This window comes from Azonexus sp. R2A61, from assembly GCF_021401135.1.
Taxonomy (GTDB): Bacteria; Pseudomonadota; Gammaproteobacteria; order Burkholderiales; family Rhodocyclaceae; genus Azonexus.
Genome location: NZ_JACBFO010000004.1, coordinates 146,393 through 172,778 on the forward strand (window position 1 = coordinate 146,393; position 26,386 = coordinate 172,778).

At 68.6% G+C, this 26,386-nt stretch carries 18 protein-coding genes; 5 read left to right on the forward strand and 13 right to left on the reverse strand.

All coding sequences use genetic code 11. The features are described from left to right. Positions 1–59: 59 nt before the first annotated feature. On the reverse strand, positions 60–647 hold the full coding sequence (locus tag L0962_RS14100; RefSeq protein ID WP_234087090.1) for a hypothetical protein: 588 nt from the start codon (positions 645–647) through the stop codon (positions 60–62). A 146-nt stretch (positions 648–793) separates the two neighbouring features. Here L0962_RS14100 and L0962_RS14105 point away from each other — a divergent pair, with 146 nt between their 5' ends. Further along, on the forward strand, positions 794–2,599 hold the full coding sequence (locus L0962_RS14105) for a diguanylate cyclase (RefSeq protein ID WP_234087091.1): 1,806 nt from the start codon (positions 794–796) through the stop codon (positions 2,597–2,599). A gap of 260 nt (positions 2,600–2,859) precedes the next feature. Further along, complete coding sequence (locus tag L0962_RS14110) at positions 2,860–3,210, forward strand: RidA family protein (RefSeq protein ID WP_234087092.1); 351 nt, start codon at positions 2,860–2,862, stop codon at positions 3,208–3,210. 10 nt (positions 3,211–3,220) lie between these two features. On the opposite strand, the gene L0962_RS14115 is transcribed toward L0962_RS14110, so the two are convergent. The 12 genes from L0962_RS14115 to L0962_RS14170 form a co-directional block, all read right to left on the reverse strand. After that, the gene (locus L0962_RS14115; protein ID WP_234087093.1) at positions 3,221–3,523 is read right to left on the reverse strand and encodes a hypothetical protein; all 303 of its coding nucleotides are present in this window, start codon (positions 3,521–3,523) and stop codon (positions 3,221–3,223) included. Positions 3,524–3,527: 4 nt separating this feature from the next. Continuing rightward, positions 3,528–4,358 carry a peptidoglycan DD-metalloendopeptidase family protein gene (locus L0962_RS14120; protein WP_234087094.1) on the reverse strand — a complete coding sequence of 277 codons (831 nt, stop codon included), beginning with the start codon at positions 4,356–4,358 and terminating at the stop codon, positions 3,528–3,530. Further along, the gene (locus L0962_RS14125; protein WP_234087095.1) at positions 4,355–4,897 is read right to left on the reverse strand and encodes a protein disulfide oxidoreductase; all 543 of its coding nucleotides are present in this window, start codon (positions 4,895–4,897) and stop codon (positions 4,355–4,357) included. Before L0962_RS14125 ends, L0962_RS14120 begins: the two co-directional genes overlap by 4 nt. A gap of 4 nt (positions 4,898–4,901) precedes the next feature. Continuing rightward, a complete protein-coding gene (locus L0962_RS14130) occupies positions 4,902–5,774 on the reverse strand; it encodes a neutral zinc metallopeptidase (RefSeq protein ID WP_234087096.1) in 873 nt (290 codons plus the stop codon). Positions 5,775–5,785: 11 nt separating this feature from the next. Next, positions 5,786–6,598 (reverse strand): orotidine-5'-phosphate decarboxylase, encoded by an 813-nt coding sequence (pyrF, locus tag L0962_RS14135; protein ID WP_234087097.1) that lies wholly within the window; start codon positions 6,596–6,598, stop codon positions 5,786–5,788. Next, positions 6,595–7,764: a class I SAM-dependent methyltransferase gene (locus L0962_RS14140; protein ID WP_234087098.1), complete on the reverse strand. Its 1,170-nt coding sequence runs from the start codon at positions 7,762–7,764 to the stop codon at positions 6,595–6,597. Before L0962_RS14140 ends, pyrF begins: the two co-directional genes overlap by 4 nt. Next, entirely contained in the window at positions 7,764–7,961 is a 198-nt protein-coding gene (locus L0962_RS14145) for a hypothetical protein (RefSeq protein ID WP_234087099.1), read from the reverse strand. Before L0962_RS14145 ends, L0962_RS14140 begins: the two co-directional genes overlap by 1 nt. Before the next feature lies 1 nt (position 7,962). Further along, a complete protein-coding gene (locus L0962_RS14150) occupies positions 7,963–9,750 on the reverse strand; it encodes a glutamine--tRNA ligase/YqeY domain fusion protein (protein WP_234087100.1) in 1,788 nt (595 codons plus the stop codon). An 84-nt stretch (positions 9,751–9,834) separates the two neighbouring features. Beyond that, a complete protein-coding gene (locus L0962_RS14155) occupies positions 9,835–11,859 on the reverse strand; it encodes a PAS domain-containing hybrid sensor histidine kinase/response regulator (protein WP_234087101.1) in 2,025 nt (674 codons plus the stop codon). An 88-nt stretch (positions 11,860–11,947) separates the two neighbouring features. Continuing rightward, on the reverse strand, positions 11,948–15,595 hold the full coding sequence (locus tag L0962_RS14160) for a translocation/assembly module TamB domain-containing protein (RefSeq protein ID WP_234087102.1): 3,648 nt from the start codon (positions 15,593–15,595) through the stop codon (positions 11,948–11,950). A 1-nt stretch (position 15,596) separates the two neighbouring features. Continuing rightward, positions 15,597–17,273, reverse strand: coding sequence for an autotransporter assembly complex family protein (locus tag L0962_RS14165; protein ID WP_234087103.1), 1,677 nt, complete (start codon positions 17,271–17,273; stop codon positions 15,597–15,599). Between the two features lie 10 nt (positions 17,274–17,283). Continuing rightward, positions 17,284–19,284, reverse strand: coding sequence for a site-specific recombinase (locus L0962_RS14170; protein WP_234087104.1), 2,001 nt, complete (start codon positions 19,282–19,284; stop codon positions 17,284–17,286). Between the two features lie 226 nt (positions 19,285–19,510). On the opposite strand from L0962_RS14170, the gene L0962_RS14175 reads away from it, so the two are divergent. From L0962_RS14175 to L0962_RS14185, 3 genes are all read left to right on the forward strand, one after another. Further along, positions 19,511–20,173, forward strand: coding sequence for an OmpA family protein (locus L0962_RS14175; RefSeq protein ID WP_234087349.1), 663 nt, complete (start codon positions 19,511–19,513; stop codon positions 20,171–20,173). A gap of 87 nt (positions 20,174–20,260) precedes the next feature. Beyond that, positions 20,261–22,981, forward strand: a complete 2,721-nt coding sequence (locus tag L0962_RS14180; RefSeq protein ID WP_234087105.1) for a PD-(D/E)XK nuclease family protein — start codon at positions 20,261–20,263, stop codon at positions 22,979–22,981. Next, positions 22,978–26,340: a UvrD-helicase domain-containing protein gene (locus L0962_RS14185; RefSeq protein ID WP_234087106.1), complete on the forward strand. Its 3,363-nt coding sequence runs from the start codon at positions 22,978–22,980 to the stop codon at positions 26,338–26,340. Before L0962_RS14180 ends, L0962_RS14185 begins: the two co-directional genes overlap by 4 nt. The last annotated feature ends 46 nt before the right edge of the window (positions 26,341–26,386 follow it).

Genomic DNA, 26,386 nt, shown 5'->3' on the forward strand with positions numbered 1-26,386 from the left:
GGTCCCGTGAACCCGTGACAAGATCAAGGATGCCGGCATCCGCGGCCGGCCGGCGAGGATCAGCGGAAGCCGGGCAACCAGCCCGATTGCTCGTGGCCCCAGACCGGCTCCAGCGCGCCCTGATAGAGCGCCTCGATCACCGGCGGTTCGCGCCAGGGTTCGTTCATGAAGGTCAGGCCGATTTCCTCGACCGTTCGCCCGGACCAGTAGTGCTCGGCGACTTCGTCGAGCGCGGCGAGCGACAGGCTGTGCGGCAGGCGCAGGTAATCGAGCCAGCTGGCATCGTGGAAGGAGCACAGGTAGGCGCCCTTGGTCCGCGAGCAGGAGAGGTTCTTGCCGAACACGCGCTGGGGATGCTTGAAGCGGTAGGTCATGGCGTCGGTGCGCGTGGCGAATTGCAGCAGCGCATGCAGACGGCTCGGGAAATGGTTGTAGCGGCGCTGGCGGAAATACTCCAGGTGATATTCCGCAAAGTAGTTCTGCACGTGCAGCAGCTGGTCGCCGGCCGCCGGTGCGCCGCCTTCGGGGGCCGACAGCGTGGCGCCGAAGGGGCTGCCGCGCAGGATGTCCCAGCCCGGCAGCTCGGCCCCAGGGTCGAGCCAGCAGAAAAGCTCCAGCGTTGCGGTGTCCTTGATCAGGTTGTCCATGGGGCCGGCGGGAGTGAAGTCGGGGTATTTTCGCCGATCGCGACGTTTCGACCAAACAAAGCTTGCTGAAAAGCGGCCGGCGGATGTGTAAACTGCCGGCTGCCTATCTCCGTTGTCGGTCCGTCGTGCCTTTCCCGAAAGCCTTTTTGTCGCGCGCCCTGCTGTTTGCGTTGTTCCTGTCGCTGTTGTCGCTGCGGAGTCTTGCCGGGACGCTTGATCTGACCGCGACGGCTGCGCTGGTCGATTTGTCGCAGGCGGTCGAGGTCTATGAAGACCGTAGCGGCAGCGCCTCCCTGGACGACGTGATGGCGACCGACCGGTTCCGGGCCTATGCCGGCAGTGGGGCTCCGAATTTCGGCTACAGCAATTCGGCCTGGTGGCTGCGCGTGACGCTGCAGGCGCCCTCGACCCTGCCGGTCGAGCGCTTGCTCGAGGTGGCATTCCCGACGCTCGATCAGGTCGATCTGTACCGACTCGGCCCGGCCGGCCGTGTGCACGTCGAAACCGGCGACCGCCTGCCGTTCGCGGCGCGGCCGCTGATTCATCGCCACTTCGTCTTTCCGCTGCAACTGGCGGCCGGCGAGACGACGACGCTATACCTGCGCATCGCCTCCGAGGGCACCCTGACCGCGCCGCTGCGGCTCTGGTCCCCCGAGGCTTTTCATCTTGCCGATCAGACTTCCTATGCGGCGCATGCCCTTTACTACGGCATGCTGATCGGTCTTGGTCTGTACAACCTGCTGATCTGGGCGCGGCTGCGCGAACCGGTCTATCTGGCCTATGTCGCTTTCGTCGCGGCGATGGCCGTCGGGCAACTGGCGCTCAGCGGTTTCGGCTACCAGTTCGTCTGGCCGGACTGGTCGGCCTGGCAATCGATTTCCCTGAGTTCGGGCTTTGCCGCTACCGGCCTTTTCGGCGCCTGGTTCACCCGGCTCTTCCTCGCCACGGCGAGCCGCCATCCGCGTCTCGATCGCTGGCTGAGCCTGAGTTCGGCGGCTTTCGCGCTGGTTGCGCTGGCCCCGCTGGTGCTGCCGTATCAGTGGGCGGCGCTGGCGACCTCGGGCATCGGCTTCGCCTTTGCGGTGCTCGCGGTGTTCTGCGGCATTTCCAGCCTGCGCCAGGGCAATCCGGCGGCGCGCTTTTTCCTGATCGCCTGGCTGGTGCTGCTGATCGGCGTAGCGCTGATGGGCTTGCGCAACATGGCGGTGCTGCCGACCAATTTCGTCACCGCCAACGGCATCCAGTTCGGTTCGGCGCTGGAAATGCTGTTGCTGTCGTTTGCGCTGGCCGAACGTATCTCGCTGCTGCTCAAGGAAAAGGCTACGGCGACGGCGCGTGCGCTGGACAGCGAGCGGGCGCGCGTCCATTGGCTGGAAGAATCCGAGCGCCTGCTGGAAAGCCGGGTTGCTGCCCGTACGCACGAACTGGCCGAGGCCAATCGCCAGCTGCAGGCGAGCGAGGCGCGTCTGATCGAACTGGCGCATCATGACGGTTTGACCGGGCTGGCCAACCGCGTGCTGTTGTTCGACCGCATCGATCAGGCAATCCGCCGGGCGCAGCGCAACAACGGCAGGTTTGCCGTGGTGGTGATCGACCTCGATGGCTTCAAGGCGGTCAACGACACCTATGGCCACCAGGTTGGCGACCAGTTGCTGGTCGAACTGGCACGCCGGCTGGAAGGCCAGGTGCGGGCCAGCGATACCGTTGCGCGGCTGGGCGGCGACGAGTTCGTGGTGTTGCTGGAGGGCGGTTGCGAGCGCGAGCAGTATCAGGTTCTGGTCGAGAAATTGCGGCGCGTGCTGGGCGTGCCGGTCGGCCTGGCCGACGGCGTGACGGTGACGATCGGTGGCAGCATCGGTCTGGCGGTCTTTCCGGCCGATGGCAGTCGTGCGTCGCAATTGCTGTCGGTGGCCGATCACGCGATGTATGTCGACAAGCGGACAAGCGTATGACTGGTTTTTTCTCCGTTGCGTGCTAAGCTGGAACCGTGTCGGACAAGCAGCGGGTCCGGCATGCAGTGGCAGTCATGCTGCGTTGCAGGAGAATCTATGGCCGTTGTCGAAGGAAGCTGGTTTTGACATTGTCGAGTCGTACTCCGTAACGGCGTAACGCCGAATCTCCCGGCCGGGTGTGCCGGGATAGCTGCAAACGAAGCCCATGCCCTGATCCGGCATGGGCTTCTCGTTTCCGGAATCCCTGTTGAGGAGTTGTCATGTCAGACATCCAGCGCCACGGCACCACGCGCCGTTTTTCCGATAGCGTCGTTCATCGCGACACCGTTTATCTGGTCGAGGTGCCGGCCAATCTCGATGGCGATGCTGCCGCCCAGACCGGCAACCTGCTGGCCAGTGTCGAGCGCTTGCTGGCGCAGGCGGGGAGCGACCGCTCCCGGATACTGATGGCAACGCTCTATCTGTCGGACATGGCCGATTACGACGCGATGAACGCGGTCTGGGACGCCTGGTTGCCGGAAGGCTGCGCGCCGGCCCGGGCTTGCGTGCAGGCCAGGCTGGCCCGGCCGGAATATCGGGTCGAGATCGCGTTGACCGCAGCCACGCACTGAGCGACGCAAGCTAGCCGGCGTCGGGTTCGAAATCGCAATCGCAACCGCTGCCGGCGGCGATCCAGCGACCGACCAGGCGGCGACCGAGGGCGGCCGGCAGCGGCAGCCAGCGTCCGGGATCGGCCAGCAGGTCGCAACGGTAACGGCCTTCGTCGGTCTGCCAGCGCAAGGCCGGGCACGGGCCGCGGCGGCGCAGGAAGCGCAGCCGGGCGAGCGGACAAGTTTCGAGGGCGCAGCACACGCCGCAGCCGTTGCAGGCTTCGCCCGCCGCCGGTTTGGCCGGGGCGGCGCGATGCAGGTGGATCACCGGCATGGGCTCAGCGCGCCAGGAAGAGCAGCGGATCGACCGGCGTGTCGTTGAGGATCACTGTCCAGTGCAGGTGCGGGCCGGTTGCCCGGCCGGTGGCGCCGACCGCGCCGAGCGGGGTGCCGCGCTCGATGTGCTGGCCGCGCTTCACGTCGATGCGCGACAGGTGCATGTAGGCGCTGATCAGGCCCTGGCCGTGGTCGATGAAGACGGTGTTGCCGTTGAAAAAGTAGTCGCCGGTGTCGACCACCGTACCGGCCGCCGGCGCGCGTACCGGGGCACCGCTCGGGGCGGCGAAATCGAGACCGCCGTGCGGGTTGCGCGGCAGGCCGTTGAAGATGCGGCGCAGGCCGAAGCGCGACGACAGCCGACCGTCGGCCGGGCGGGCGAAGGCGGTGTCCGGCACCGGGCTCGAAAAACGGCGCTTGATGGCGGCTGTATGCGTCTGCTCGCGTTCGATCCGCGCCAGATCCTCGGGCGATGGCTCGACCTTGCGCGTTTCCTTGATCGTCAGCCGCTGTTCCGGATAGGTTTTGGTGCCGATCGGCACGTCGACCGTAGTGGCGGTCGACGCCGTTTCAATACGGATTTGCAACGGCACCGGCAGGGCGTCGAGCGGGATGCCGAGCAGCGCGAACCAGCGGCCCTTGTCGCCGATCACCGCCAGCGGTCGGTCGTCCCAGAAGGCCTGCGGTCGTGGCGCCGAGGCCGGGCCGAGATCGACCACGGCGACGCCGCCGGGCACCGCCGAGTGGGTTGGCAGTGCCAGGGCTGCGGTCGACGTGAGCCAGCAGCAAAAAATCAGGCCGGCGCATCGCCGGGCAAACATCGTTTGTTTCATGTGCGTTCCGTCCACCACAGTCGCAGGCGCAGGCCAATCTCGCTGGTGTAGCCGACCGCCACGAAACGGATCGTCCCGTTCGGCGCGACGATGACGAAAGCCGGCGTGCCAGGCAAGCCGTAGCGTTGCATCAGGCGACCGTCGGGGTCGGCGAGGTTGGGCCAGCGATAGCCCTTTTCGGTCATGAAGGCGGCGACCGCGGCGGCGTCGCCGCTTTGCGTGGCGATGCCGGTCACCGGCCAGTCGCCGGCGACGTTGCCGACGCTGCCGGCGGTGGTCTTGCAGATCGGGCACCAGTCGGCCCAGAAATAGAGCAGGACGGCCCGCCCGGGATGTTCGGCGCGCCAGGCGGCGAAGTCGAACGGTGTGCCGTCGACGTAATCGGCGACGAAGGTCGGCGCCGGGCCGCGCGTGGCATCGCGCAGTTGCCAGGCCTGAAAGGCCAGGAACAGGCCGGCGAAGATCAGGATTTCGACGAGCCAACGCCGCCAGCGCGGCGTTTTCTTCGTCACCGGGGTGTCGACCGCAGGTTCGCTCACCGGCTTACAGTTGTGCTGCCTTGAAGGTATTGCACTGGTTGAAATCACCGCTGTCGAAGCCGCGCCGGAACCAGCGCACGCGCTGTGCCGAGCTGCCGTGGGTGAAGCTTTCCGGGACGATGCGGCCTTGCGCTTCCTGCTGCAGGCGGTCGTCGCCGATCGCCGTGGCGGCGGTCAGTGCGGCCTCCAGGTCGCCTGGGTCGAGCACCTTGGCCATGCTGTCGGTACGCTTGCCCCAGACGCCGGCCAGGCAGTCGGCCTGCAGTTCGAGGCGGACCGACAGCGCGTTGCCTTCGGCTTCGCCGGCGCGCTGACGGGCGCGTTGCACCTGTTCGGAAATGCCGAGCAGGTTCTGCACGTGGTGGCCGACTTCGTGCGCGACGACGTAGGCCTGGGCGAATTCGCCGGGCGCCTTGAAACGGTCTTTCAATTCACGGAAGAAGCTCAGGTCGATGTACACCTTCTGGTCGCCCGGGCAGTAGAACGGCCCCATCGCCGACTGGCCGGTGCCGCAGGCGGTCGGCGTGACGCCGGAGAACAGCACCAGCTTGGGTTCGCGGTACTGCTTGCCCATCTCGCGGAATGCCTGGTTCCAGGTGTCTTCGGTCGAGGCCAGCACTTTGGAGACGAACATCGCGGTCTCGTCGTTGGCCGGCGGTGCCTTGGCCGGTGCCTGCTGCTCGACGGCCGGCATGCCGCCGCCGGACAGCATGCTGAGCACGGTCAACGGGTTGATGCCGAGAAAATAGCTGGCGACCAGGGCGATGGCGATGGTGCCCAGGCTCAGCCGGCCGCCGCCCAGACGCAGGCCGCCGCCACCGCCGCTGCCGCGGCGGTCCTCGACGTTGTCGCTTTCCCGGTAGTCGTCCATGCGCATGATGCGGTTCCTCAGCGGTACAGGTTGATTTCGGCGCGTGTCCGTTCGGCGGCACGGCGCGCGGCGTCGGCAAAGTCCTCGCCGTGGCCGGCGTAGAGGATGGCACGCGAGGAATTGATCATCAAGCCGGTGGTTTTTGCCGTTTTGCCCGCGTTGACCGTGGCTTCGACGTCGCCGCCCTGGGCGCCGATGCCCGGCACGAGCAGTGGCATGTCGCCGGTGATGGCGCGCACGCGGGCGATTTCGGCCGGGAAGGTGGCGCCGACGACGAGCCCGATCTGGCCGCTCGTGTTCCACTTTTCGGCGGCCAGGCGGGCGACGTGTTCGTACACTTTTTCACCATTCGCTTCGAGGAACTGCAGGTCCGAACCGCCCGGATTCGAGGTCCGGCAGAGCAGGATCACGCCCTTGTCGGGAAAGGCCAGGTAGGGCTCGACCGAATCGCGGCCCATGTAGGGGTTGACCGTGACCGCATCGGCGCGGAAGCGCTCGAAGGCCTCGACGGCGTACTGCTCGGCGGTCGAGCCGATGTCACCGCGCTTGGCGTCGAGAATCACCGGGATGCCCGGGTGCTTTTCGTGGATGTGGGCGATCAGCGCTTCCAGCTGGTCTTCGGCACGGCGGGCGGCGAAGTAGGCGATCTGCGGCTTGAACGAACAGACGAGGTCGGCGGTGGCGTCGACGATGGCCGCGCAGAATTCGAAGATCGCGTCATCGCGACCCTTGAGGTGCGCCGGGAATTTCGCCGGGTCCGGATCGAGGCCGACGCAGAGCAGCGAGTCGTTGTCCTGCCAGGCGGCGGCGAGTTGGTCGGTAAAGGTCATGTTTCGTCCTTCGGCAGATAGCGGGAAAACTTGTCGGGCAGCAGGCAGGTCTGCAGGCTGCGCTGGGTGAACAGGAAGCGGCCGTCGCAGACGAAGCCGAGTTGCTGCCAGTCGACTTCGTGGTTGAGCATCATCGTGCACTCGATCAGGTCGCGCCGGCGCATCCGGCGGTTCTTCGGAAACAGCGCCAGGATGGCGCCGTCGAAGTTGGGGCAGTCGTGCAGGAAAAAGGGTTCGGGCTTGCGCGTGCGGCCGTTGACGTAGATGCGCGGGTCGTCGTTGACCGGGAAATGGCGGCCCCAGTGCCACCAGTTGTCCTCGTCGAACTTGCGCACGCGGCGGGCGAGCAGGCGTTGCTTGTGCGGCAGCAGCGCCGGGTGCTCAATGCCGTAGATCATGCGCCGCGTCTCGCCGGTGTCGGCGGTCTTCGAGCAGACGAAATCGAGGTTGCCCTCGGGGTGGCGGAATACCGGGTCGGCGCCGGAAACGCCGCCGACGCGCACCTCGAACAGGTCGGCCAGGCGCACGCTGTGGTTTTCGCGCAGAAACATCAGTTGACCGTCAACTTCGGTGAAGGTCCGGCCGTCGTCCATGCGCCGTTCGAAACGGCCCTTCTCGAAGCGGAAGATGCAGCAGTTCGGTGTCGCCCCGGCGAAGACGCGGACGTCGCCGGTCTCGAAGAAATGCGTGATGCTGCCCTGGGTGAACAGCCAGGCGTTGAGTTTCCGGGCCGAGGTCAGCTTGATGAACTCGCGCGGCACGATGAAGACCAGTTCGCCGCCCGGTTCGAGGTGGCGGATGCACTTCTCGATGAAGAACAGGAAGAGGTTGCTGCGCTTGTCGAAAAGTGGCGATTTCAGCCGTTTCCGGGTGTTGACCGCAATATCCTGGTAGCGCACGTAGGGCGGGTTGCCGACGATGGTGGCGAAGCGCTCGCTCTCGGGCAGGGCAAAGAAATCCATGACGCGGGCGCCGGCCGGCGCGACGCGGCGGTCGATTTCGACCCCGGTGAGCTCGCGGCCTTGCTGGCGCAGGGCGTTGTAGAAGGCGCCGTCGCCGGCCGACGGCTCGAGCACGCGGCCACGATTGCGGCACAGGCCGAGCATGAACTCGACCACGCTGGGCGGGGTGAAGACCTGGCCGAGGCGTTCGACGTCGAGCGGCATCAGTCGCTGCCGGTCGTCCGTTGGGCGGCGGCCTGCTCGCGCGCCTTCTTTTCCCAGTAGCGCTCGTTCTTGCTCGCGTCGGCGAAGCGGTAGCGGCCGGCCAGTTCGCAGCCCTTCATGCCGGGGTTGCACGGCAGATCGTTGATCTTCGTGCAGCGGTCAGCGACCTCGTGCGGACAACCCCAGCTGTCGGCCATCTCAGCTACCCTTGCCCCACGAATCCTTGAGCGTCACGGCACGGTTGAAAACCGGCGCGCCCGGGCGCGAGTCCACGCGGTCGGCGACGAAATAACCGTGCCGTTCGAACTGGAAGCGCTGTTCGGGCGGGACGTCTTTCAGCGAGGGTTCGAGCTGGGCGGCGATGACGCGGACGGAGTTCGGGTTGAGATCGTCGAGGAAGTCGCGTTCGAGTTCCGGCGCATCGCCCTCGCGCCGGCCGCCCGGGGCGGCCACGGCAAACAGGCGGTCGTACAGGCGGATTTCGGCGGCGCAGGCGTGGGCAACCGAAACCCAGTGCAGGTTGCCCTTGACCTTGACGCTGTCGGCGCCCGGCGTGCCGGACTTGGTATCGGGCAGGTAGGTGCAGTGGACGGCAACGACCTTGCCGTTCTCGTCCTTGTCGCAGCCCGTGCATTCGACGATGTAACCGTACTTGAGGCGCGCCTTGTTGCCCGGGAAGAGTCGGCGGAAACCCTTTTCCGGGACTTCCTGGAAGTCCTCGCCCTCGATCCACAGTTCGCGACCGAAGGGCATGATGCGCTGGCCGAGCTCCGGCTTGAGTGGATGGTTGGGCGCGTGGCAGTCCTCGAACTGGCCTTCGGGGTAGTTGTCGATGATCAGCTTGAGCGGATCGAGCACGGCAACGCGGCGTTGGTCGGCTTCGTTCATGACCTCGCGCTGGGCATCCTCGAAGACGACATAGTCGATCAGCGAATCGGACTTGGAGATGCCGATGCGCTCGGCGAACAGCTTGAAGCCCTCGGGCGAGTAGCCGCGCCGGCGGGCGCCGACCAGGGTCGGCATGCGCGGATCGTCCCAGCCGCCGACGTGTTTTTCCTCGACCAGCTGGATCAGCTTGCGCTTGGAGAGGACGACGTAGGTCAGGTTGAGGCGCGAGAATTCGATCTGTTGCGGCAGCGGGCGCTGCAGCAGGCCGCCTTCGGCGAGGCGCTCGAGCAGCCAGTCGTAGAACGGGCGCTGGTCCTCGAATTCGAGCGTGCACAACGAATGCGTGATGCACTCCAGGGCGTCCTCGATCGGGTGCGCGAAGGTGTACATCGGATAGACGCACCACTTGTCGCCGGTATTGTGGTGCGTGGCGTGGCGGATCCGGTAAATCGCCGGGTCGCGCAGGTTGATGTTGCGCGAAGCCATGTCGATCCTGGCCCGCAGGATGTGCGTGCCGTCGGCGAATTCGCCGGCCTGCATGCGCTTGAACAGGTCCATGTTCTCGGCGACCGAGCGGTTGCGGAACGGCGAATCCTTGCCCGGCTGGGTGAGCGTGCCGCGGTTGGCGCGCATTTCCTCGGCCGACTGGCTGTCGACGTAGGCGTGGCCGGCCGAGATCAGGTACTCGGCGAACTGGACCATCCAGTCGAAATAGTTCGATGCGTAGTAGAGATTGCTTTCGCCGTCCTTGTCCCACGAGCAGCCCAGCCATTTGACGGCATCGAGGATGGAATCGACGTACTCCTGCTCTTCCTTTTCGGGATTGGTGTCGTCGAAGCGCATGTGGCAGCGGCCAGCGAATTCCTCGGCCAGACCGAAGTTGAGCAGGATCGATTTGGCGTGGCCGAAGTGCAGGTAGCCGTTCGGCTCGGGCGGGAAACGGGTGCGAATCTTCGCCGGGTCAAGCGGCGCCGCGGCGTGGTCGGCAGCGGTGCCCGGGGCGCCGGCCCAGCGACGCTGGGCGTGTTTGCCGGCGGCCAGATCGGCCTCGACGATGTTCTTGATGAAGTTGGCGGCGGGGGCGTGCTCGTTGGACATGGCGAACGGGGTTTCGGGAACGTCGAAAAGCGCGATTCTACCAGCCGGCGAGGCCGCGGCGGGGGTTCCGGAGGGCTTGTCCGTTCAGCCCGGTAGCCAGCGATTCAGGGTTTCGTAGAGGACTTCCGGTCGGACCGGCTTGGCGATGAAGTCGTTCATGCCGGCTTCCAGGCAGCGCTGCCGGTCTTCGGCAAAGGCGTTGGCGGTCATCGCCAGAATCGGCAGGGTCGCGCAGTCGGGGCGCAACCGGATGTGCCGGGTGGCTTCCAGACCGTCCATGTGCGGCATCTGCATGTCCATCAGGACAAGGTCGTAGGCCTGGTGTTCGAGGCAGGCAATGGCCTGCAGGCCGTCGCCGGCGATGTCCGGTTGCAGGCCGACATCCTCGAGCAGGCTGCAGGTGATTTCGCCGTTGATCGGTTCGTCCTCGACGACCAGCACGCGCCGGCCGCGATGGTGGGCCAGCAGTTGCGCTTCGGCGTCGTTTGCGGCGCGCTGGCCGGGCGGATGGGCGTCGCTCAGCGGCCGGTCGAGCCGGGCGGTAAACCAGAAGGTGCTGCCGACGCCGGGCGTGCTTTCCGCGCCGACTTCGCCGTCCATCAGTTCGACCAGCTTGCGGGTGATCGCCAGCCCGAGCCCGGTGCCGCCGTAACGGCGCGTCGTCGAATTGTCGGCCTGCTCGAAGGCCGAGAACAGGCGGGGCAGGATTGCCGCATCGATGCCGATGCCGGTGTCGCTGACCTCGAAACGCAACAGGCGGGTTTTCCCGTCGTCGGCAAGCTGCCGGATGTGCAGGCGGATGCTGCCGCGTTCGGTGAATTTGACGGCGTTCGTCGCGTAGTTGAGCAAGGCCTGCTGCAGGCGGGTCGGATCGCCGACGACATGCATGCCGCGCGGCTCGATGGCGATGTCCAGGTGCAGGCCCTTGGCCTGCAGGCGGCTGTGCAGCATCGACGAGACATTGGCGGCCAGGGCATCGATCGAGATGTCCTGGCGGGCCAGCTCGAACTTGCCGGCTTCGATCTTCGACAGGTCGAGGATGGCGTTGATGATGTCGAGCAGGTGGTGGCCGGCGGATTCGAGCTTGTCGAGCTGTTCCGCCTGGCGGCCGCTGAGCCCGCCGCGACGGATCAGGTGGGCCATGCCGGTGATGGCATTCAGCGGCGTGCGGATCTCGTGGCTCATGTTGGCCAGGAAGGCCGTCTTGGCAACGCTGGCGGCTTCCGCGGCGGCTTTGGCCGAGAGCAGTTCGACGGTCCGCTCGGCAACCAGTTCTTCGAGATGCAGCCGGTATTGTTCCACTTCGGCTTCGGCCCGCTTGCGTTCGGTGATGTCGGTGAAGCTGCCGATGACCCGCAGCGGCTTGCCGGCTGCGTCGCGTTCGACGATGTTGCCGCGATCCTGGACCCAGATGTGCCGGCCATCGTCGCAGATCAGCCGGTGTTCGGAGTAGTAGTCGGCGGTCCGCCCCTGCATCAGATCGTCGATCCGCTGGAAGACGGCGGGACGGTCGTCCGGGTGGATGTGCTGCGAGAAGGCGTCGATGGTGTCCGGGATGCCGCCGTCGACAGCGCCGAGCAATTGGTACCAGTAGCGGTTGTGCAGCACCTGGCCGCTCGGCACGTGCCAGTGCCACATGCCTTCGCGGATCACCGACAGCAGTTCCTGCAGACGTCGCTCGCTGTCGATGACCTGCTGCTCGGTCCGCTTGCGTTCGGTGATGTCGGTGGAGATGCCGGACAGTCCGACGACCCGGCCGTCGTGATCGAAGATGGGTTGCTTGACGACCCAGTAATGGCGGGTTTCGCCGCTGTCGGCGACGACGTTTTCCTCTTCGCCGCTGGTCGCCAGGCCGCTGGTCATGACCCGGCGGTCAAGTTCGATCAGGTCGCGCGATTTGTCGAGGTCGAAGAAATCGGCATCGGTACGGCCGAGGATGTTTTCCAGCGGCTGGCCGAACAGGCGGCAGACCAGGTCGTTGGCGTAGGTGTAGCGACCGGCCTGGTCCTTCGTGAAGATATGGGTTTCGAGCCGGTCCAGAATCGTCCGTAGCTGGAGGTTCTCGTCGGCCAGTCCATCGTCGCCCGGAGGCGCGTTGCAGTCGTCCATCGTTGTGACGCCTTGTCCAAGTCGGCGGATTATCGCAGCTTTTCCAGCGGCATATGCCCCCGGGTGACGGGCGGTGGCGTCTGGCCGCTCAGCGATTGCCTGGCGGATTCCGTTTGCGCCGTTCCGGCTGACCGAGGGTGATGGTGTACAGCAGGTCGAGCGCGTTGTCGCTGCCGGCGCGGCCGACCACCGACAACTGCCGGGTCAGCGCGACGCTCAGCTTGACGACGCCCTCGGCGCGGCCCAGCACCTGTTCGTAGGAGAGCGTGGTGTTCGACGACAGGCGTTTGCCGACCGTGAAAATCTGGTCGCTGGCCGAGTTGACCGTACTGCCGCCGCCGGCGATGCGGCTGGTCGGTGTGCGGCTGCTGCCGTTCAGCGAGCCCTGGCGGACGCCCAGTTCGTCGAAGCCGAAGGTGTCGCGGATCTGCTGCACGACGCCGCCGGAATCGTTGCCGAGCAGGCCGCCGGCCGCCGACAGCAGCACGCCGGCATCGCCGGCGCTCATGTTTTCGGAGCCGTGACCGAGTACCAGCCAGGCGATCTTTTCGGCATCCGGCAGTTCGGGGTCGGAGACCAGCCGGACGACCGGGCGCCTGGCCGTCCCGGAAACCCGGACGCCGGGTTCGACGGACAATCCCTTGCGCACCGCCAGCACGTCCAGCCGAGGATCGTCGAGCAGACCGTCGAAGCTGAGGATGCCGCGTTCGATTTCCAGTTTCTGGCCGTAGGCGTCGAAGCGGCCGTCGCGTACCTGGATCGTGCCGCTCGCCTTGGGCAGGTCGTAGCCGCTGGCGGTCAGGCGGACCTTGCCGGTCAGGCGGCTGCTCAGCCCGGCGCCGGAAAACAGGAAGCGTCGCCCGAGGTCGGTTTCGACGTCCAGTTCGAGTCGGGTGCGCGGGGTCGGCGGCGCCGTCCGGCCGGGCCGCTTGATCGTCACGTCCTCCGACAGGCGCGGCGCTCCGCCCGGCGCCAGTTGCCAGTAGCCGGCATCGGCCATGAACTGGCCGCGCACGCCGAGCCCGCCGTCCTGCCAGTCGACGCGCCCCTTGCCGGAGACGGCGAGCCATTGTTCGGGCAGCTGCCACGGGCCGAAACGGTCGAGGCGGACGTCGAGCGCGGCGCGTTCGCCGCCATTCTTGCGGTCGACCGGGGTAGCAACGGCAATTTCGCCGGAAATCTCGACGCTGCCTGGCTTGTCGAAAGCGGCGGCCTGCTCGCCGAGGGCGTTGCGCAGTGCGCGCGGCGGCTTGCTCAGCAGGCTGCTGAAACGCAGGGTGTCGACGTACAGCCGATCGGTGGCGAAACGTGCGGCCAGCTTGCCGTCGACCAGTTGCATGCCTTGTTCCGCCAGGCGCAGGGCCAGTCGTTCGCCCTGGATGGGACCGTTCAGGGCGGGCCGGGCCGGGGTGCCGGCCAGCGTCAGGTCGGCCCGCAGTTGGCCTTCGCTGCGCCAGCCTTCGCCGATCAGTTCGCCGAGCCAGCCTAGATCGGGGATGTCGGCCCGCAGTCCGCCTTGCCAGGGGGCGTCGCCGGCCAGTTGCCACGGCGCCGACAGCGGTGCGCGCAGTTGCGCGTCGACGCGGCCGATGCGCGAGCCCTGCGCGTGTACCTCGACGTTCAGCTGCGTCGCCTCGGCGCTGGCTTTCAGGTCGGCCTGCCAGTCCAGCGGATCGCCGCGCAGGCGGGCTTCCAGGCTGCCGCCGCTGGCATTCAGCGTCAGTGCCGCGGGGGCGCTCAGGCGCAGGTTGCGGGTGGCGGTTTCGCGGTCGTCGCCGAGCAGGTTCAGCGTTTCGAGGCTGCCCCGCCAGCCGGCATCGCGCAGACCGCCGCGGGCGGCCAGTTGCAGGCGTTGCGGGCCGGGCAGTTGGCCGTCGAGCTGCAGCCGGTGGGCGGCGGTCGTGCCTTCGCCCTTGAGCGTGATGCTGCGCGCCAGCCAGTCGTCGGCGGCGGCCAGCCGGTTCAGCGCGAGATTGATGCGCAGCGGTGCGTCGGGGCTCAGACCGGCGACGGCTTTTGCCGCCAGCCCTTCGATCCGCCAGGCGCCCGGTTGGCCGAGATGGTCGGCGTGCAGTTCCAGGTCGAGGCTTGCGGCCTGGCTCGTGCCGACCAGTTGCAGTTGCCCGCTCAGCCCGCCTTCCAGGCCGTAGGGCGCGAGTTGCGGGGCATCGATGCGCAGGCTCAGGCGGCCGTCCTTGCCGCCCCAGTTGCCCTGGCCGCGCAATTGGTTGGCGCCGGCGTCGAGCGCCAGCTCGAAGGCCGGAATCGCCGGCCAGGCGATCGAAGCCTTGCCCTGGCCGCGCAATGCCTGGCCGGCCAGCTGGCTGTCGCGCAGGACGAATTCGGCGTCGATGGTCGGTTTCGGCGCCAGCCGGCCGGCGGCCGAGAAGCGGGCGTTGATCAGCGCGGCCGGGACCTTGGCAAAGCGCGACGGATCGAAACGAGCGAGTTCGCCGTTCAGCCGGAAGGCTTGTCCGGCATCCGCGGCCAGTTCGCCGCTGGCCTGCAGACGGGCGTCGCCGGCCTGCAATTCGATGCGCCGGGCGGCGATACGACCGTCGGCCGAGCGTTCGGCGTCGAGCGCCAGGCGCAGGCGCGGATCGCTCAGCTCGGCCCGCACCGACTGGCCTTGCGCACCGGCGCGCAGTTCGAGCGCCCCGCTCAGCCGGCTCGGCACGAGCGCCGCGACCAGCCGGGCGGCATCGACGCGCTCGGCGCGTAGCGTCATGTTCAGCGTTTGCTCCTGCCAGCGGGCGTTGCCGGTCAGTGTGCCGCCGCCGGGCAGACGGGCCTGCAGCCGGTCGATGCGGGCGCCGTCGGCTTGCCAGTCGATCTCGCCGCTCAGCATCTCGAGCGGCAGGCGCTCGCGGTCGACCGGCCCGGCCCGGCGATTTTCCAGCCGGAAGTCGCCGGCGATGCCCTGTCCGGCCGGTTGCAGGCGGGCGTTCAGACTCAGCTCGGCGACCGGCGCATCGGCCAGCCAGCGGGCCGGGGCGACGCCGCGCAGGTCGATCTCGGCGTGGGCGAACGGGGTGGCGGCAAACGGTGTCAGGCGGGCGGTGAGGTGGCCGTCGAGGCCGGTTTTTGCCTGCGCGACGAGGTCGACCGCAGCCAGTTCGCCGCTCAGTTCGCCGGCCAGCGACAAGGGTTGGTCGGCGAGTCGGCCGCTCAGTTCGACGTGGCCGTCGAGCCCGAAGGGCGCCGCGCCGTCGAGCGCCAGCCGGCCATTCAGGGCGATCCGCTCGCTCGTCAGGCGCAGTCCGTCGATCCGGTGCTGCCGGCCGTCGCTGTGCAGCGCCAGCGCGATGTCGTGCACCGCCGGCAAGGCGTCGATCTGCAGTTCGCCGATCGTCAGTTCGGCCAGCGCGACGCGCAACGGCAGGCGCAGGTCGGTCGGCAGCACCGCCGGTTCGTCGCTCGGCGTGCTGCGGATGGCCAGCCGTCCGGCGCTGATGCGGTCGACGCGCAAATTGCCGGCAAAAAGCTCGCTCGGTGACCAGTCGACCGCAAGTTCGTCGACGCCGACGTTCAGCGTGTCGTCCCGCCAGTCCAGGCGTGTCAGGTGCAGCGGGCCGAGCAGCGAGCCGTCGCCGACGGTGGCGCTCAGGCGTTCGCCGCTCAGCGTGCCGGCCAGGCCGAGCAGGGCGCGCAGGCCGCCGGTAGTGCCGGCCAGCCAGCCGAGCAGCGCGACGGTTAAAGCGAGAATCAGCAGGAAGACGGTGAAGGTACGACGCATGTCAGAACGGGATGGCCAGCGAGAAATGCAGTTGCACCTGGCGGTCGCGCTCGCCATACGCGAGATCGACGCCGAGCGGACCGGCCGGGCTCTTCCAGCGGGCGCCCAGGCCGTAGCCGACGGCCAGCCGGACATCCTGCAACGAATCGACGGCATCGCCGGCATCGACGAAGGCGGCGACGCCCCAGTCCTGGCTCAGCCAGTGCGTGGCCTCGGCGGACAGCGTGGCCAGGTAGCGGCCGCCGACGGTGGCGTCGCCTTCCTTGACCCCCAGGCTCTGGTAGGCGTAACCGCGCACGCTGCCGGTGCCGCCGGCACGGAACAGGTAGTCCTGCGGAATGTGCTGGCGCGAATCGGCCACCGTGTAGCCGGCTTCGGCCCGCAGGCTCAGGGTGTCGCGCGCGCCGAGCGGCAGCCAGACCTGGCTGCGGCTGTGCACGCGGACGAAATTCTGGTCGGACAGCGCCGCCTTGGCGCCGCCGCCGACCTGGAACTGGGCGACCAGGCCGCGCCGCGGATCGAGCGGGTTGTCTACCTTGCGCCAGATCCACATCACGTTGGGCACCAGCGCACGGCTGAGCACCGGTGCGGCGCCGTCCGGGTGGCGCGTTTCCGTCTGCCAGTTCAGCGACAGGCGCTGTTCGATGCTGCCGCGCATCTGCACGCTTTGCGCGCCGACCGCGTAGCGCTCGGTGCGCAGCCCCTGGATGTCGGTGGTTTCGACCATGCCGCCGACGCTGTGCCGGCGGTTCTTGTCGTCGGGCGGCAGGAAGACGTCGCCGTACAGCGTGTTTTTCTTCTGCTCCAGGCGCAGGCCGCTGTCGAGCGCCCAGGCCTGGTTGAACAGGTCGGGCGTGTGGTAGCTGGCTTCGACGCGTGCCCCGGTGTTCGAGCTGGCGCCGACCCCGAAACCGACACGGTGGGCCGGCCGTTCGCTGACGTCGACCAGGACCGGCGCGCTGACGCTGCCGTCGGGCAGCGTTTCCGGCGCCGTGCGGTCGAGGCTGGCGCGTACCGACGAAAAATAGGGCGACGCCTGCAGGGCGGTCTGCAGCTCGTTCAGCCGGTCGACGCGATAGGCCTCGCCGGCCCGGGCGCTGCGGTTGTAACGTTCGACCAGCGAGGCCGGGTAGCGCTGCAGTCCGGTGACGCGCAATTCGCCGAAACGGTAGCGCGCCCCGGCATCGTAGTGGGCGCGCAGCGCGGCCCGCCGCGTGTCGACATCGATTTCCGCCTGGCTGTCGGCCAGGCGCGCGTCGGGGTGTTCGACGGCCAGCAGGTCGGCCAGGATCTGCTGTTTGGCATCGTTCCAGTCTTCCTGGCGGAAGGGTTTGCCGACCGGCAGCAGCCAGCCGTCGAGCAATGCCTGGCGGGTTTTTTCGTCGACCGGGCCGTCGACCGCAAGATCGACGCTGGCGATGTGCGTGCGCGGGCCGGGATCGAGTTTCAGGCGCAGTGGCGCCTCGTCGCCGCCGGAAAAGTTGTAGTTCGGCGAAAAATAGCCTTCGGTGGCCAGGATGTCGTCGATCAGCCCTTGCAGACGGCGCGGCGTGCCGTCCTCGTCCGGCAGATGCGGCTCGAGCAGGCGCTCGATGTCGGCCGGCGCATCGAGCTCCAGCGCGCCGGCCGACAGCGGCAGCGCGGCACAGATCAGCAGGAAAAGCAGCCGTTGACGCAAGTGGGCTCCGTCAGGCCTCGTTGGCGATCCTGGTGCGTGACGGCGGCATCACGAAGCTGCGCGGCTGTTCGCGCAAGCGGCGGCCGATGGCGCGCAGCAGCTTGCCCCAGTGCGCGAATTCGATGCGCCGCGCGCCGAGCGCGGTGCGCAAGGCCAGGGCGAAACTGACCGCCAGATTGGTCAGGCCGATCGCGGCAACGCCGAGCACGCCGAGCAGGAAGGCCTGCCAGGCCATCGAGAAACTGGCCCCGCCGAGGGCGTAACCGAGGTTGGCCGACGAGAAGGCGATGTGGCGGATGTCCAGCGGCAGGCCGAGCAGCATGCCGATCATGCCGGTCGAACCCAGCATGCAGCCGAACAGGAAATTTCCCATGATGCCGCCGAGGTGATTCTCGATGTAGCGGCCGATGCGGACCGCCCTGGCACCGCCGGCCAGGCGCTGCAGCCAGCGCAGCCGGCCGATGCGCGGACCGATCGCCGAGTAGGCCGCCTGGTTGTCGAAGTAGCCGCTGATCAGGCCGGACAGGAACAGGTAGAAGCCGGCGATCGCCGCATGCGGCACGGCCCATGAGAGGACGTCGAGATCACCCATCAGGTGGGCGGCCTTGCCGGCGTCGACGATGGTGCTGCCGGTGCTCCAGGCGTAGGCCAGGCTGATCAGCAGGGCGACCGGCAGGGCGACCAGCACGTTGCCGCCGATGGCGGCCAGCTGGCTGCGGCTGACCGCGGCGGCAACGTCGGCGATGCGCTCGAGATCGGCGTTGCGGTTCGGCTTGAGGTCGCCGAGCAGGCCGGCCAGCGTCTGCGCGGTCATCGCCGGCTGCTTGGTGGCGACCGTGAAGCCGAGCAGGAAGATGATCACGAAGCCCAGGCCGTAGATCATGCTGAACAGGAAGGCTTCGACGAACAGCGGCGCATGCAGTGCGGCGACCTTGATCTTGAGCAGTGCCATGACGCCGATCAGCACGCCGGCGCCGGCGGCCGAGCGCCACATGCCGCGATAGTCGTCGCGCGTTTCGCAGATGTAGTGTTCGCCGGAACGGGCCGCATTTTCGGTGACCCGCACGGCCAGCACGTCGGACAGCTGGGCCAGGTAATGGCGCAGGCTGTGCCGGCGGTTTTCGGCGAGAAAGGCGGTGCGGGCGAACTCCGCCCAGCCGTCGATTGCTTCCTCGTGGGTGATCTGGCGCAGGCCGGCGGTCAGGATGTGCACCAGCTTGGCCAGCCGCTGCAGGCTCTGTTCGCTGCGTCGCAGCAGGTAGGACAGATGCAGGCTGGTGCCGACCGTCATCGCCCGTTTGCGAATGCGCAGCAGCGTGTCCTGGCATTGGTCGACGATGACCAGCAACTGGCTGCCGTCGTCGGCGCAGGCCTGATTGTCGTCCAGGCAGCGGCGGAAGCTGGCGACGAAATCCAGGGCTTCGGCCGACAGGGCGATGAAACGAGGCAGGTCGTCGTCGAGGTTCGGCGAGGCGCGCAGCAATTCGCCGTCGACGCCGAGGCCGCTGACCCGGTGCGACAGCAGCAGCACGGCGTCGAGCATCTGTTCCTGCACGCCGCGCCGGTCGAGCTCGCGGAAATCTTCCGGTGGCGCCAGCAGCGACCAGAAGCGCTTCGACAGTTCGGGCGGAATGGCTTCCAGCCAGCGCCAGTCCTCGCGCCGGTCGAAGACGATCTGCAGGCAGTCCTTGAGCCGGCGTTCGTCCGGCACTTCCGGCAGGATCCGGCTGCCGAGGATGCGCCACCATTCCGAGAAGAAGCCGGTGCCGGGCAGGATGCCGCTGTCGGTGAAGAAGGTGATCAGCCGGCGGCTGCTGATGAACTGCACGACGTGGTGGCGGAAGGCCGCACTCAGTTCGCCGTCGCGCTCCAGGCGTTCGAGCATGGCCAGGTAGCGGGTGTTGGTCTGGTCGTCGGTACGATGTGCCGGGCGCAGCGTGCCCATCAGGCGGCCGAGCAGCTCCAGCGTGTCGGCCTCGGGGCGGCGGAAAGCCTCGAGTGCGGCATGCACGGCGGCCTCGTCCACCGTCGGGCGGCGGAAGAGTCGGTTCCATAGGCGGCGTAGGGCGTGGGTCCTTGACATCGGGCGGTGGTCGTCCGGCGACCGTCAGTGATGGATGACGTATGGTAGCGCAGGACGCCGCAAGTTCCCTTGAGCGATCGTGTCGAGCGTTGCCGATTCGTAATAGAATGGCGTTCCGATAACTACAACCTCCCGGACATTGAAAAGGATTTCCATCATGAAGAAGCTCTTCAAGCAAACTCTGGCTGTTGCGCTGCTCGCCGGCGTCGGCTTCTCCGCCGTCGCTCAGGAACGCGTTTATGTGATCGACCAGCGCGATGTCGTCGCCAAGTCGGGCTTTGGCCTGTGCTGGCGCGATGGCTACTGGACCCCGGCCGCTGCCGCCGCCGACAAGGCCGGTTGCGAGTGCGACAAGGACCTGCTGCCGAAGGAAGCCTGCGAAGCCAAGCAAGTCGCCGCCGCGCCGAACGCGCCGGCCGTCGCCGGTCCGAAGCCGACCGGTGAGAAGATCACCGTCGCCGCCGATGCCCTGTTCGACTTCAACAAGGCCGTGCTGCGTCCGGAAGGCAAGGCCAAGCTCGACGAGCTGGTCTCCAAGGCCAACGCCATCAAGCTGGAAGTGATCCTGGCCGTCGGCCACACCGACCGCATCGGCGGTGCCGCCTACAACCAGAAGCTGTCCGAGAAGCGCGCCGCCGCGGTCAAGGAATACCTGGTCGCCAAGGGCATCGAAGCCAACCGCGTCTACACCGAAGGCAAGGGCAAGACCCAGCCGGTGACCGGCGACAAGTGCAAGGGCAATGCCAAGACCAAGGCCCTGATCGACTGCCTGCAACCGGATCGTCGCGTCGACATCGAAGTCATCGGCACCAAGTAAGCTACGCCGATGCCGTGAAAAGCCCTGCTCCGGCAGGGCTTTTGTTTTTGTGCGGCGCGTTTTCCACGTCAGGTTCAGTTCGATTCCATGGCCGATTCAACCCTCACCCTGTGCGCGACCAGCCGGTTGGCGCAGACGCTGCGCGGCGAGTTGCCGGACGGCGTCGCCGTCGCGCGCACGCGGCAGGCGCTGAGCGTCGGCCAATGGCTGGCGGCGCTGGCCGATGAGGCGCTGGTGGTCGGCCGGCCGATCCTGCCGCAGGCGCTCGATGCCGATGCCGAGCGCCTGCTCTGGGAGCAGGTGATTGCCGACGATCTGGCGGCTGCTGCGGTCGACGGTGCCGCACTGTTCGATTTGCCGGGACTGGCCGCCTCGGCGATGGAAGCGCATGGTTTGTGCCGGGCCTGGGGGCTGTCGGCGGTTGCCCGCGGCAGTCTGGCGAGCGACGAGGCCCGGCGCTTCGCCGGCTGGCAAGCCGAGTTCGAGCGGCGTTGCGCGAAAGGCGGCTGGCTCGATACGGCCGGGGTGCAGGCGCAACTGGTCGACGCGATTGCGGCCGGGGCGTTCGCCCTGCCCGCGGTCGTCGTGTTCGCCGGCTTCGACCGGCCGACGCCGGCCGAGCGGCGACTGGCCGAGGCGCTGGCCGGGCGCGGTTGCCGCGTCGAATATTCGGTCTTTTCTGCGGTCGACCGCAGCGACGGGCAGGTTTTCGCCTGCCCGGATGCGGCGGCCGAATGTCGCGCCGCGGTCGACTGGGTGCTGCGCCGCCGGGCGGTCGATCCGGCGGTCCGGCTGGCCATCGTCGCGCCCGATCTGGCCGGCGTGCGTGATCGGCTGGCGGCCTTGCTCGACGATGCGCTGCACCCGGCGGCGATCCGTCCGGACGGCGCCGGCAGCCTGCGCGATTTCAACATCTCGCTCGGCCGCCCGCTGGCCGAGCAACCGCTGGTTGCCCTCGGGCTCGACCTGCTGGCGCTCGGTGGCGGCCATCAGCGGATCGAACAGCCGCGGCTGTCGGCCTTGCTGCTGGCGGGATTCTGGGCGGGGAGCGGTGCCGAGGCGGATGGCCGGGCCCGGCTCGATGCGGCGATCCGCCGCGATCTGCCGTGGTTCGTCGCGCCGCTGGCCGTGCCGCGACATGCCGAGCGACTGGCCGGCGAAGACCTCGCCTGTCGGCACACCCTGGCCGCCCTGGCCGACGGTCTGGCGGTCCTGGCCGAGGCGCCGCGCAGTCAATTGCCCGGCGGCTGGGCGCGCACCTTCCGGCGGGCGCTGGCCGCCTTCGGCTGGCCCGGCGAGCGGGCCCTGTCCAGCCACGAATACCAGGCCCACCAGGCTTTCCTCGAACTGCTCGCCGGTTTCGGCCGTTTCGATCCCTTGCTCGGCCGGCTCGGCGCGGCGGCGGCGCTGGCCCGGCTGCGCGAGCTGTGCCGGCGCCGCGTGTTCCAGCCGGAAACCCGCGGCCGGCCGCATATCCAGGTGCTCGGCGTGCTCGAAAGCGCCGGCCTGGCGTTTGACGGCCTGTGGGTGATGGGCATGAACGACGACCGCTGGCCGCCGCCGCCGCGCCCGAATCCGCTGCTGCCGGTCGATGCCCAGCGTGCGGCGGGATCGGCGCATGCCAGCGCCGAGGTCGAGCTGGATTTTGTGCGGCGCGTGCAGGCACGACTGTCGCGCGCCGCGCCGGAAGTGCACTTTTCCTATGCCCGCGCCGACGGCAACCGGCTGCTGCGGCCCAGCCCCTTGCTGCTTGGGCTGCCGGCTGCGGTCGCCTGCGATCCGGCGGTCGAAACGCTGGCCGACCGGCTGGCCGGTGCGCCCGATTGCGTCGCCCTCGACGATGCGCAGGCACCGCCGGTGACGTTGGGCGATAACCCGGGCGAAACGGTGCGTGGCGGCAGCTGGCTGCTGCGGGCGCAGGCGATCTGTCCGGCCTGGGCCTTCTACCAGTTCCGCCTCGGCGCCGAGGCGATGGAAACGCCGGTCGAAGGCCTCGACCCGGCGGCCCGCGGCACGCTGGTGCATGGTGCGCTGGAGGCTTTCTGGCGCGAAGTCGGCGGCGCCGACGGGCTGGCTGCACTCGATGAAATTTCGCTGACGGCCACCGTCGACCGCGCCATCGCCGCCGCGCTGGCCGCCTTCGAAGCGGCGCAGCGGACCAATCTGCCGGCGCGTTTTCGCACGCTCGAAGCCGCTCGCCTGCAGCGCCTGCTGTTGCGCTGGCTGGCCGTCGAGGCGGCCCGGCCGCAGCCGTTTACGGTGCAGGCCTGCGAGGAACAGGCGAGCGTCGACATCGAGGGAATCCGCGTCAATATGGTGGTCGACCGCATCGACCGGCTGGCCGACGGTCGCCGGCTGATCCTCGATTACAAGACCGGGGCGGCGATCGATACGAAGAACTGGGCGCAGGCCCGGCTGACCGAACCGCAGTTGCCGATCTATGCCGCCCTGCTCGGCGCCGACGGGGACGCGGCGGTGGTCGGTGTCGCCTTCGCCAAGGTGTTGATGGACAAACCGGCATTCACCGGCGTTGCCGCCGACGGCGATCTGCTGCCCGGCGTCGCCGGGCTGGGCGACGCCAAACAGAAAGTCTTTCCGGTCGAGGCATTTCCCGACTGGAACAGCGTTGTCACGCACTGGCGGCAGGCGCTGCACAACGTTGCCGACGAGGTGCGGCGGGGCGTCGCCGGCGTACGTTTCGCCGATCCCGGCGACCTGCGTTATTGCGAAGTCCTGCCCTTGCTGCGCCTGAGCGAGCGGCAGCGTTTGCTGGCGGCCGCGCAACGGGCGGCGGGAGGGCAAGCATGATGCGTCCTGCGGTCGACCGGCTGGATGACGACAAAACCGCCCGGGCGCGGGCGCTCGATCTCGCCTCCTTCATCGTCGAAGCGCCGGCCGGGGCCGGCAAGACCGAACTGCTGACCCAGCGCGTGCTGCGCTTGCTGGCCACCGTCGATCACCCCGAGGAAGTGCTGGCGCTGACCTTCACCAACAAGGCGGCGACCGAGATGCGCGACCGCATCCTCGGAGCGCTCGACGCCGCCGCGCAGCCGGCGCCGGCCGACCTGGCGCCGCACAAGGCACTGACCCGCGACTGGGCGACGGCGGTGCTGGCGCGCGACGCCGAACTCGGCTGGGGCCTGCGCCAGCATCCCGGCCGGCTGCGGGTGACCACGCTCGACGCGCTGTGTGCCGGCCTGGCTCGGCAGATGCCCTTCCTGTCGCGCTTCGGCGCCCAGCCCGGGGTGGCCGACGATGCCGACAGCCACTACGCCAACGCCGCCCGGCGGACGCTCGAGATGGTCGAGGGCGACACGCCCGACGCCGATGTCGTCGCCCGTGCGCTGGCCTTCATGGACAACGATGCCGGCCGGCTGACGCGTTTGCTGGTGGCCATGCTCGGCCGCCGCGACCAGTGGCTGGCGCAGGCGGCACGGCTCGACGGCGGCAGTCTGCGCGCCGAGGTCGATGCCGGTTTCAACGCGCTGGTCGAGCGCGACCTGCGCACCGTCGTCGACCGGCTGGGCGTTGGCACGCAGGCACGGCTGATGCCGCTGGCCCGCTTTGCCGCCGCCAATGCGCCCGGGGTTTTCGATGCGCTGGGCGAGTGGACCGCAGCCTTCGTCGCCCGTGCCGACGACCTGCCGGGCTGGCGAGCGCTGGCCGGGCTGTTGCTGACCGGCGACGGCAATTTCCGCAAGGCGCTGACCAAGAATGTCGGGTTTCCCGCCGGCAAGGAATTTGCCGACCAGAAACAGGCCATGCTGGCGCTGCTCGGCGAACTGGCCGAGGTGCCCGGGCTGGCCGCGGCGCTGGGCGCGCTGCTCGATCTGCCGGCGCCGCGGCTGGCCGATGCCGAATGGGCGACGGTCGAGGATTTCGCCCGTCTGCTGCGGCTGGCGGCCGGCCAGTTGTGGCTGGTCTTCCAGGAAAGCGGCGAGGTCGATTTCATCGAGATCGCGGCGCGGGCCGGGCTGGCGCTGGGCGACGACGATGCGCCGACCGACCTGGCGCAGGCGCTCGATTACCGCATCCGTCACCTGCTGGTCGACGAATTCCAGGACACCAGCCCGACCCAGGTCGACCTGCTCGAACGCCTGATGCGCGGCTGGATGCCGGGCGACGGCCGGACGCTGTTCGTGGTCGGCGATCCGATGCAGTCGATCTACCGCTTCCGCAAGGCCGACGTCGGCTTGTTCCTGAAGGTGCGCGAGCGCGGCATCGGCGACCTGGCGCTCGAACATCTGCGGCTGTACCGCAACAACCGCTCGCACCCGGCCGTCGTCGACTGGGTCAACGCCGTTTTTCCGACGGTTTTCCCGGCAGCCGACGATCCGGCGGCCGGCGCCGTGCGCTACGCCGAATCGATCGCCACCCGGCCGGCCCACGCCGACAGCGCCGTCCTCGTGCATCCGCTGGTCGTCGACGGCGATCCAGCCGAGGCCGAAGCGGCCTGTGCGCTGGCCCTGATCCAGGAGGCGCGGCGGACCGATCCGGCCGGCCGGATCGCCGTCCTGGTCCGTGCTCGTCGCCACCTCGACGCGCTCGTCGCCGCCTTGCGCCGACAGGCGCCGGCACTGCGCTTCCAGGCAGTGGACATCGAAGGCCTGGCCGAGCGCCAGCATGTGCAGGATCTGCTCGCGCTGTATCGCGCGCTGGTTCATCGCGCCGACCGCGTGCATTGGCTGGCCGTGCTGCGCGCGCCGTGGTGCGGGCTGACGCTGGCCGATCTGCATGCGCTGGCCGGCAGCGACCGCCGGCGCACGGTCTGGCAGCTGATGCACGACGAAGCGCGCCTGGCCGCGCTGACCGACGACGGCCGGCAGCGCCTGCGGCATCTGCGCGCCGTATTCGCGCTGGCCTTCGCCGAGCGCGACCGGCAGCCGCCGCGGCGCTGGCTGGAAGGCGTCTGGCTGATGCTCGGTGGTCCGCACTGCCTGGTCGACGTCAGCGAAATGGCCGACGTCGACGCCTTTTTTGCGCTGATCGACCGGTTGACCGCAGCCCGCCGGCTGACTGCCGATACGCTGGCTGCCGAAGCCGGCGAACTGTTTGCCCCGCCCGATCCGCTCGGCGACGCGGTGCAGATGATGACCATCCACAAAGCCAAGGGCCTGGAATTCGAAACCGTCATCGTGCCCGGCCTGCACCGCGATACCGGCAACAACGACAGCGCCCTGCTGCTGTGGGACGAAGTGCTCGGCGACGACGGCGAGGAACGCCTGCTGGTCGCCCCGCTGCGAGCCCGCGGCGAAGCCGCCGACGGAGCGACGGCCTATGACTACCTGCGCCGCCTGGAAGCGGCGCGCGCCGCGCACGAGACCGAGCGCCTGCTCTACGTCGCGGCGACCCGGGCGATCCGCCGGCTGCACCTGATTGGCGCGGCGGCGCCGTCGGAAAAGCGCGAGGACGGCGTTGCCGCACCGCGCGCCGGCAGTTTCCTGAAGCTGTTGTGGCCGAGCGTGGCCGGCGATTTTTCGGCTGCTGCGACGGTCGACCGCAGCCCGTCGCCGGCGCTGCCGATCGACCCGGCCGCCTTCGATGCGCCCTTGTGGCGTCGGCGCCAGGCGGCCGTGCCGGCGGCGCTGCGCGAGCCGCCCGACGAATGCGGCATCGCCAACGCGGTACAGGCGCTCGACGAGGCGGACGCTGCGGTTTCGCTCGAAGCCTCGGTCGGCACGCTGGTCCATCGCTGCCTCGAACTGATCGCCCGCCAGGGACTGGAAGACTGGCCGGCGAGCCGCATCGGCGCCCTGCAGGCCCATTGGCAACGCTGGCTGCACCAGCGCGGCCATGACGAGGACGCCGCGGCCGCCGGTGCCGGCGAGGCGGTGGCCGCGCTCGAACGCACGCTGAATTCCCCGACCGGTCGCTGGCTGCTGGCCGCCCACGAAGCGCACGATGCGGAGCAGGCGTGGACCAGTCGCGACGGCGATCTTGCGGTCAACCATGTGATCGACCGCGTTTTCGTCGTCGACGGCGTGCGCTGGATCGTCGACTACAAGACGGTGCGTGCGGCGGACGACGAACTGGCTGCACGGGCCGAGGCCTTCCGGCCGCAACTGGCGCGTTACGCCGCGCTGTTCGCCGGCGATCCGCTGCCGTCGAAGACCGCTGTCTACTTTACGCTGCAGGATCGCCTGCATTGCTTCGATCCGGCGCTTTGAGGCGCTTCCTTCGGGCGCCAGCGGCATATACTGGCGGCGTCTTCGC

What these genes read in the sequence shown, in the direction of transcription:
- pyrF (WP_234087097.1), bottom strand. Translation starts at nt 6,598, where the DNA reads ATGACCTTTACCGACCAACTCGCCGCCGCCTGGCAGGACAACGACTCG.
- L0962_RS14100 (WP_234087090.1), bottom strand. Translation starts at nt 647, where the DNA reads ATGGACAACCTGATCAAGGACACCGCAACGCTGGAGCTTTTCTGCTGG.
- L0962_RS14150 (WP_234087100.1), bottom strand. Translation starts at nt 9,750, where the DNA reads ATGTCCAACGAGCACGCCCCCGCCGCCAACTTCATCAAGAACATCGTC.
- L0962_RS14155 (WP_234087101.1), bottom strand. Translation starts at nt 11,859, where the DNA reads ATGGACGACTGCAACGCGCCTCCGGGCGACGATGGACTGGCCGACGAG.
- L0962_RS14185 (WP_234087106.1), top strand. Translation starts at nt 22,978, where the DNA reads ATGATGCGTCCTGCGGTCGACCGGCTGGATGACGACAAAACCGCCCGG.
- L0962_RS14115 (WP_234087093.1), bottom strand. Translation starts at nt 3,523, where the DNA reads ATGCCGGTGATCCACCTGCATCGCGCCGCCCCGGCCAAACCGGCGGCG.
- L0962_RS14140 (WP_234087098.1), bottom strand. Translation starts at nt 7,764, where the DNA reads ATGCCGCTCGACGTCGAACGCCTCGGCCAGGTCTTCACCCCGCCCAGC.
- L0962_RS14160 (WP_234087102.1), bottom strand. Translation starts at nt 15,595, where the DNA reads ATGCGTCGTACCTTCACCGTCTTCCTGCTGATTCTCGCTTTAACCGTC.
- L0962_RS14110 (WP_234087092.1), top strand. Translation starts at nt 2,860, where the DNA reads ATGTCAGACATCCAGCGCCACGGCACCACGCGCCGTTTTTCCGATAGC.
- L0962_RS14130 (WP_234087096.1), bottom strand. Translation starts at nt 5,774, where the DNA reads ATGCGCATGGACGACTACCGGGAAAGCGACAACGTCGAGGACCGCCGC.
- L0962_RS14120 (WP_234087094.1), bottom strand. Translation starts at nt 4,358, where the DNA reads ATGAAACAAACGATGTTTGCCCGGCGATGCGCCGGCCTGATTTTTTGC.
- L0962_RS14145 (WP_234087099.1), bottom strand. Translation starts at nt 7,961, where the DNA reads ATGGCCGACAGCTGGGGTTGTCCGCACGAGGTCGCTGACCGCTGCACG.
- L0962_RS14180 (WP_234087105.1), top strand. Translation starts at nt 20,261, where the DNA reads ATGGCCGATTCAACCCTCACCCTGTGCGCGACCAGCCGGTTGGCGCAG.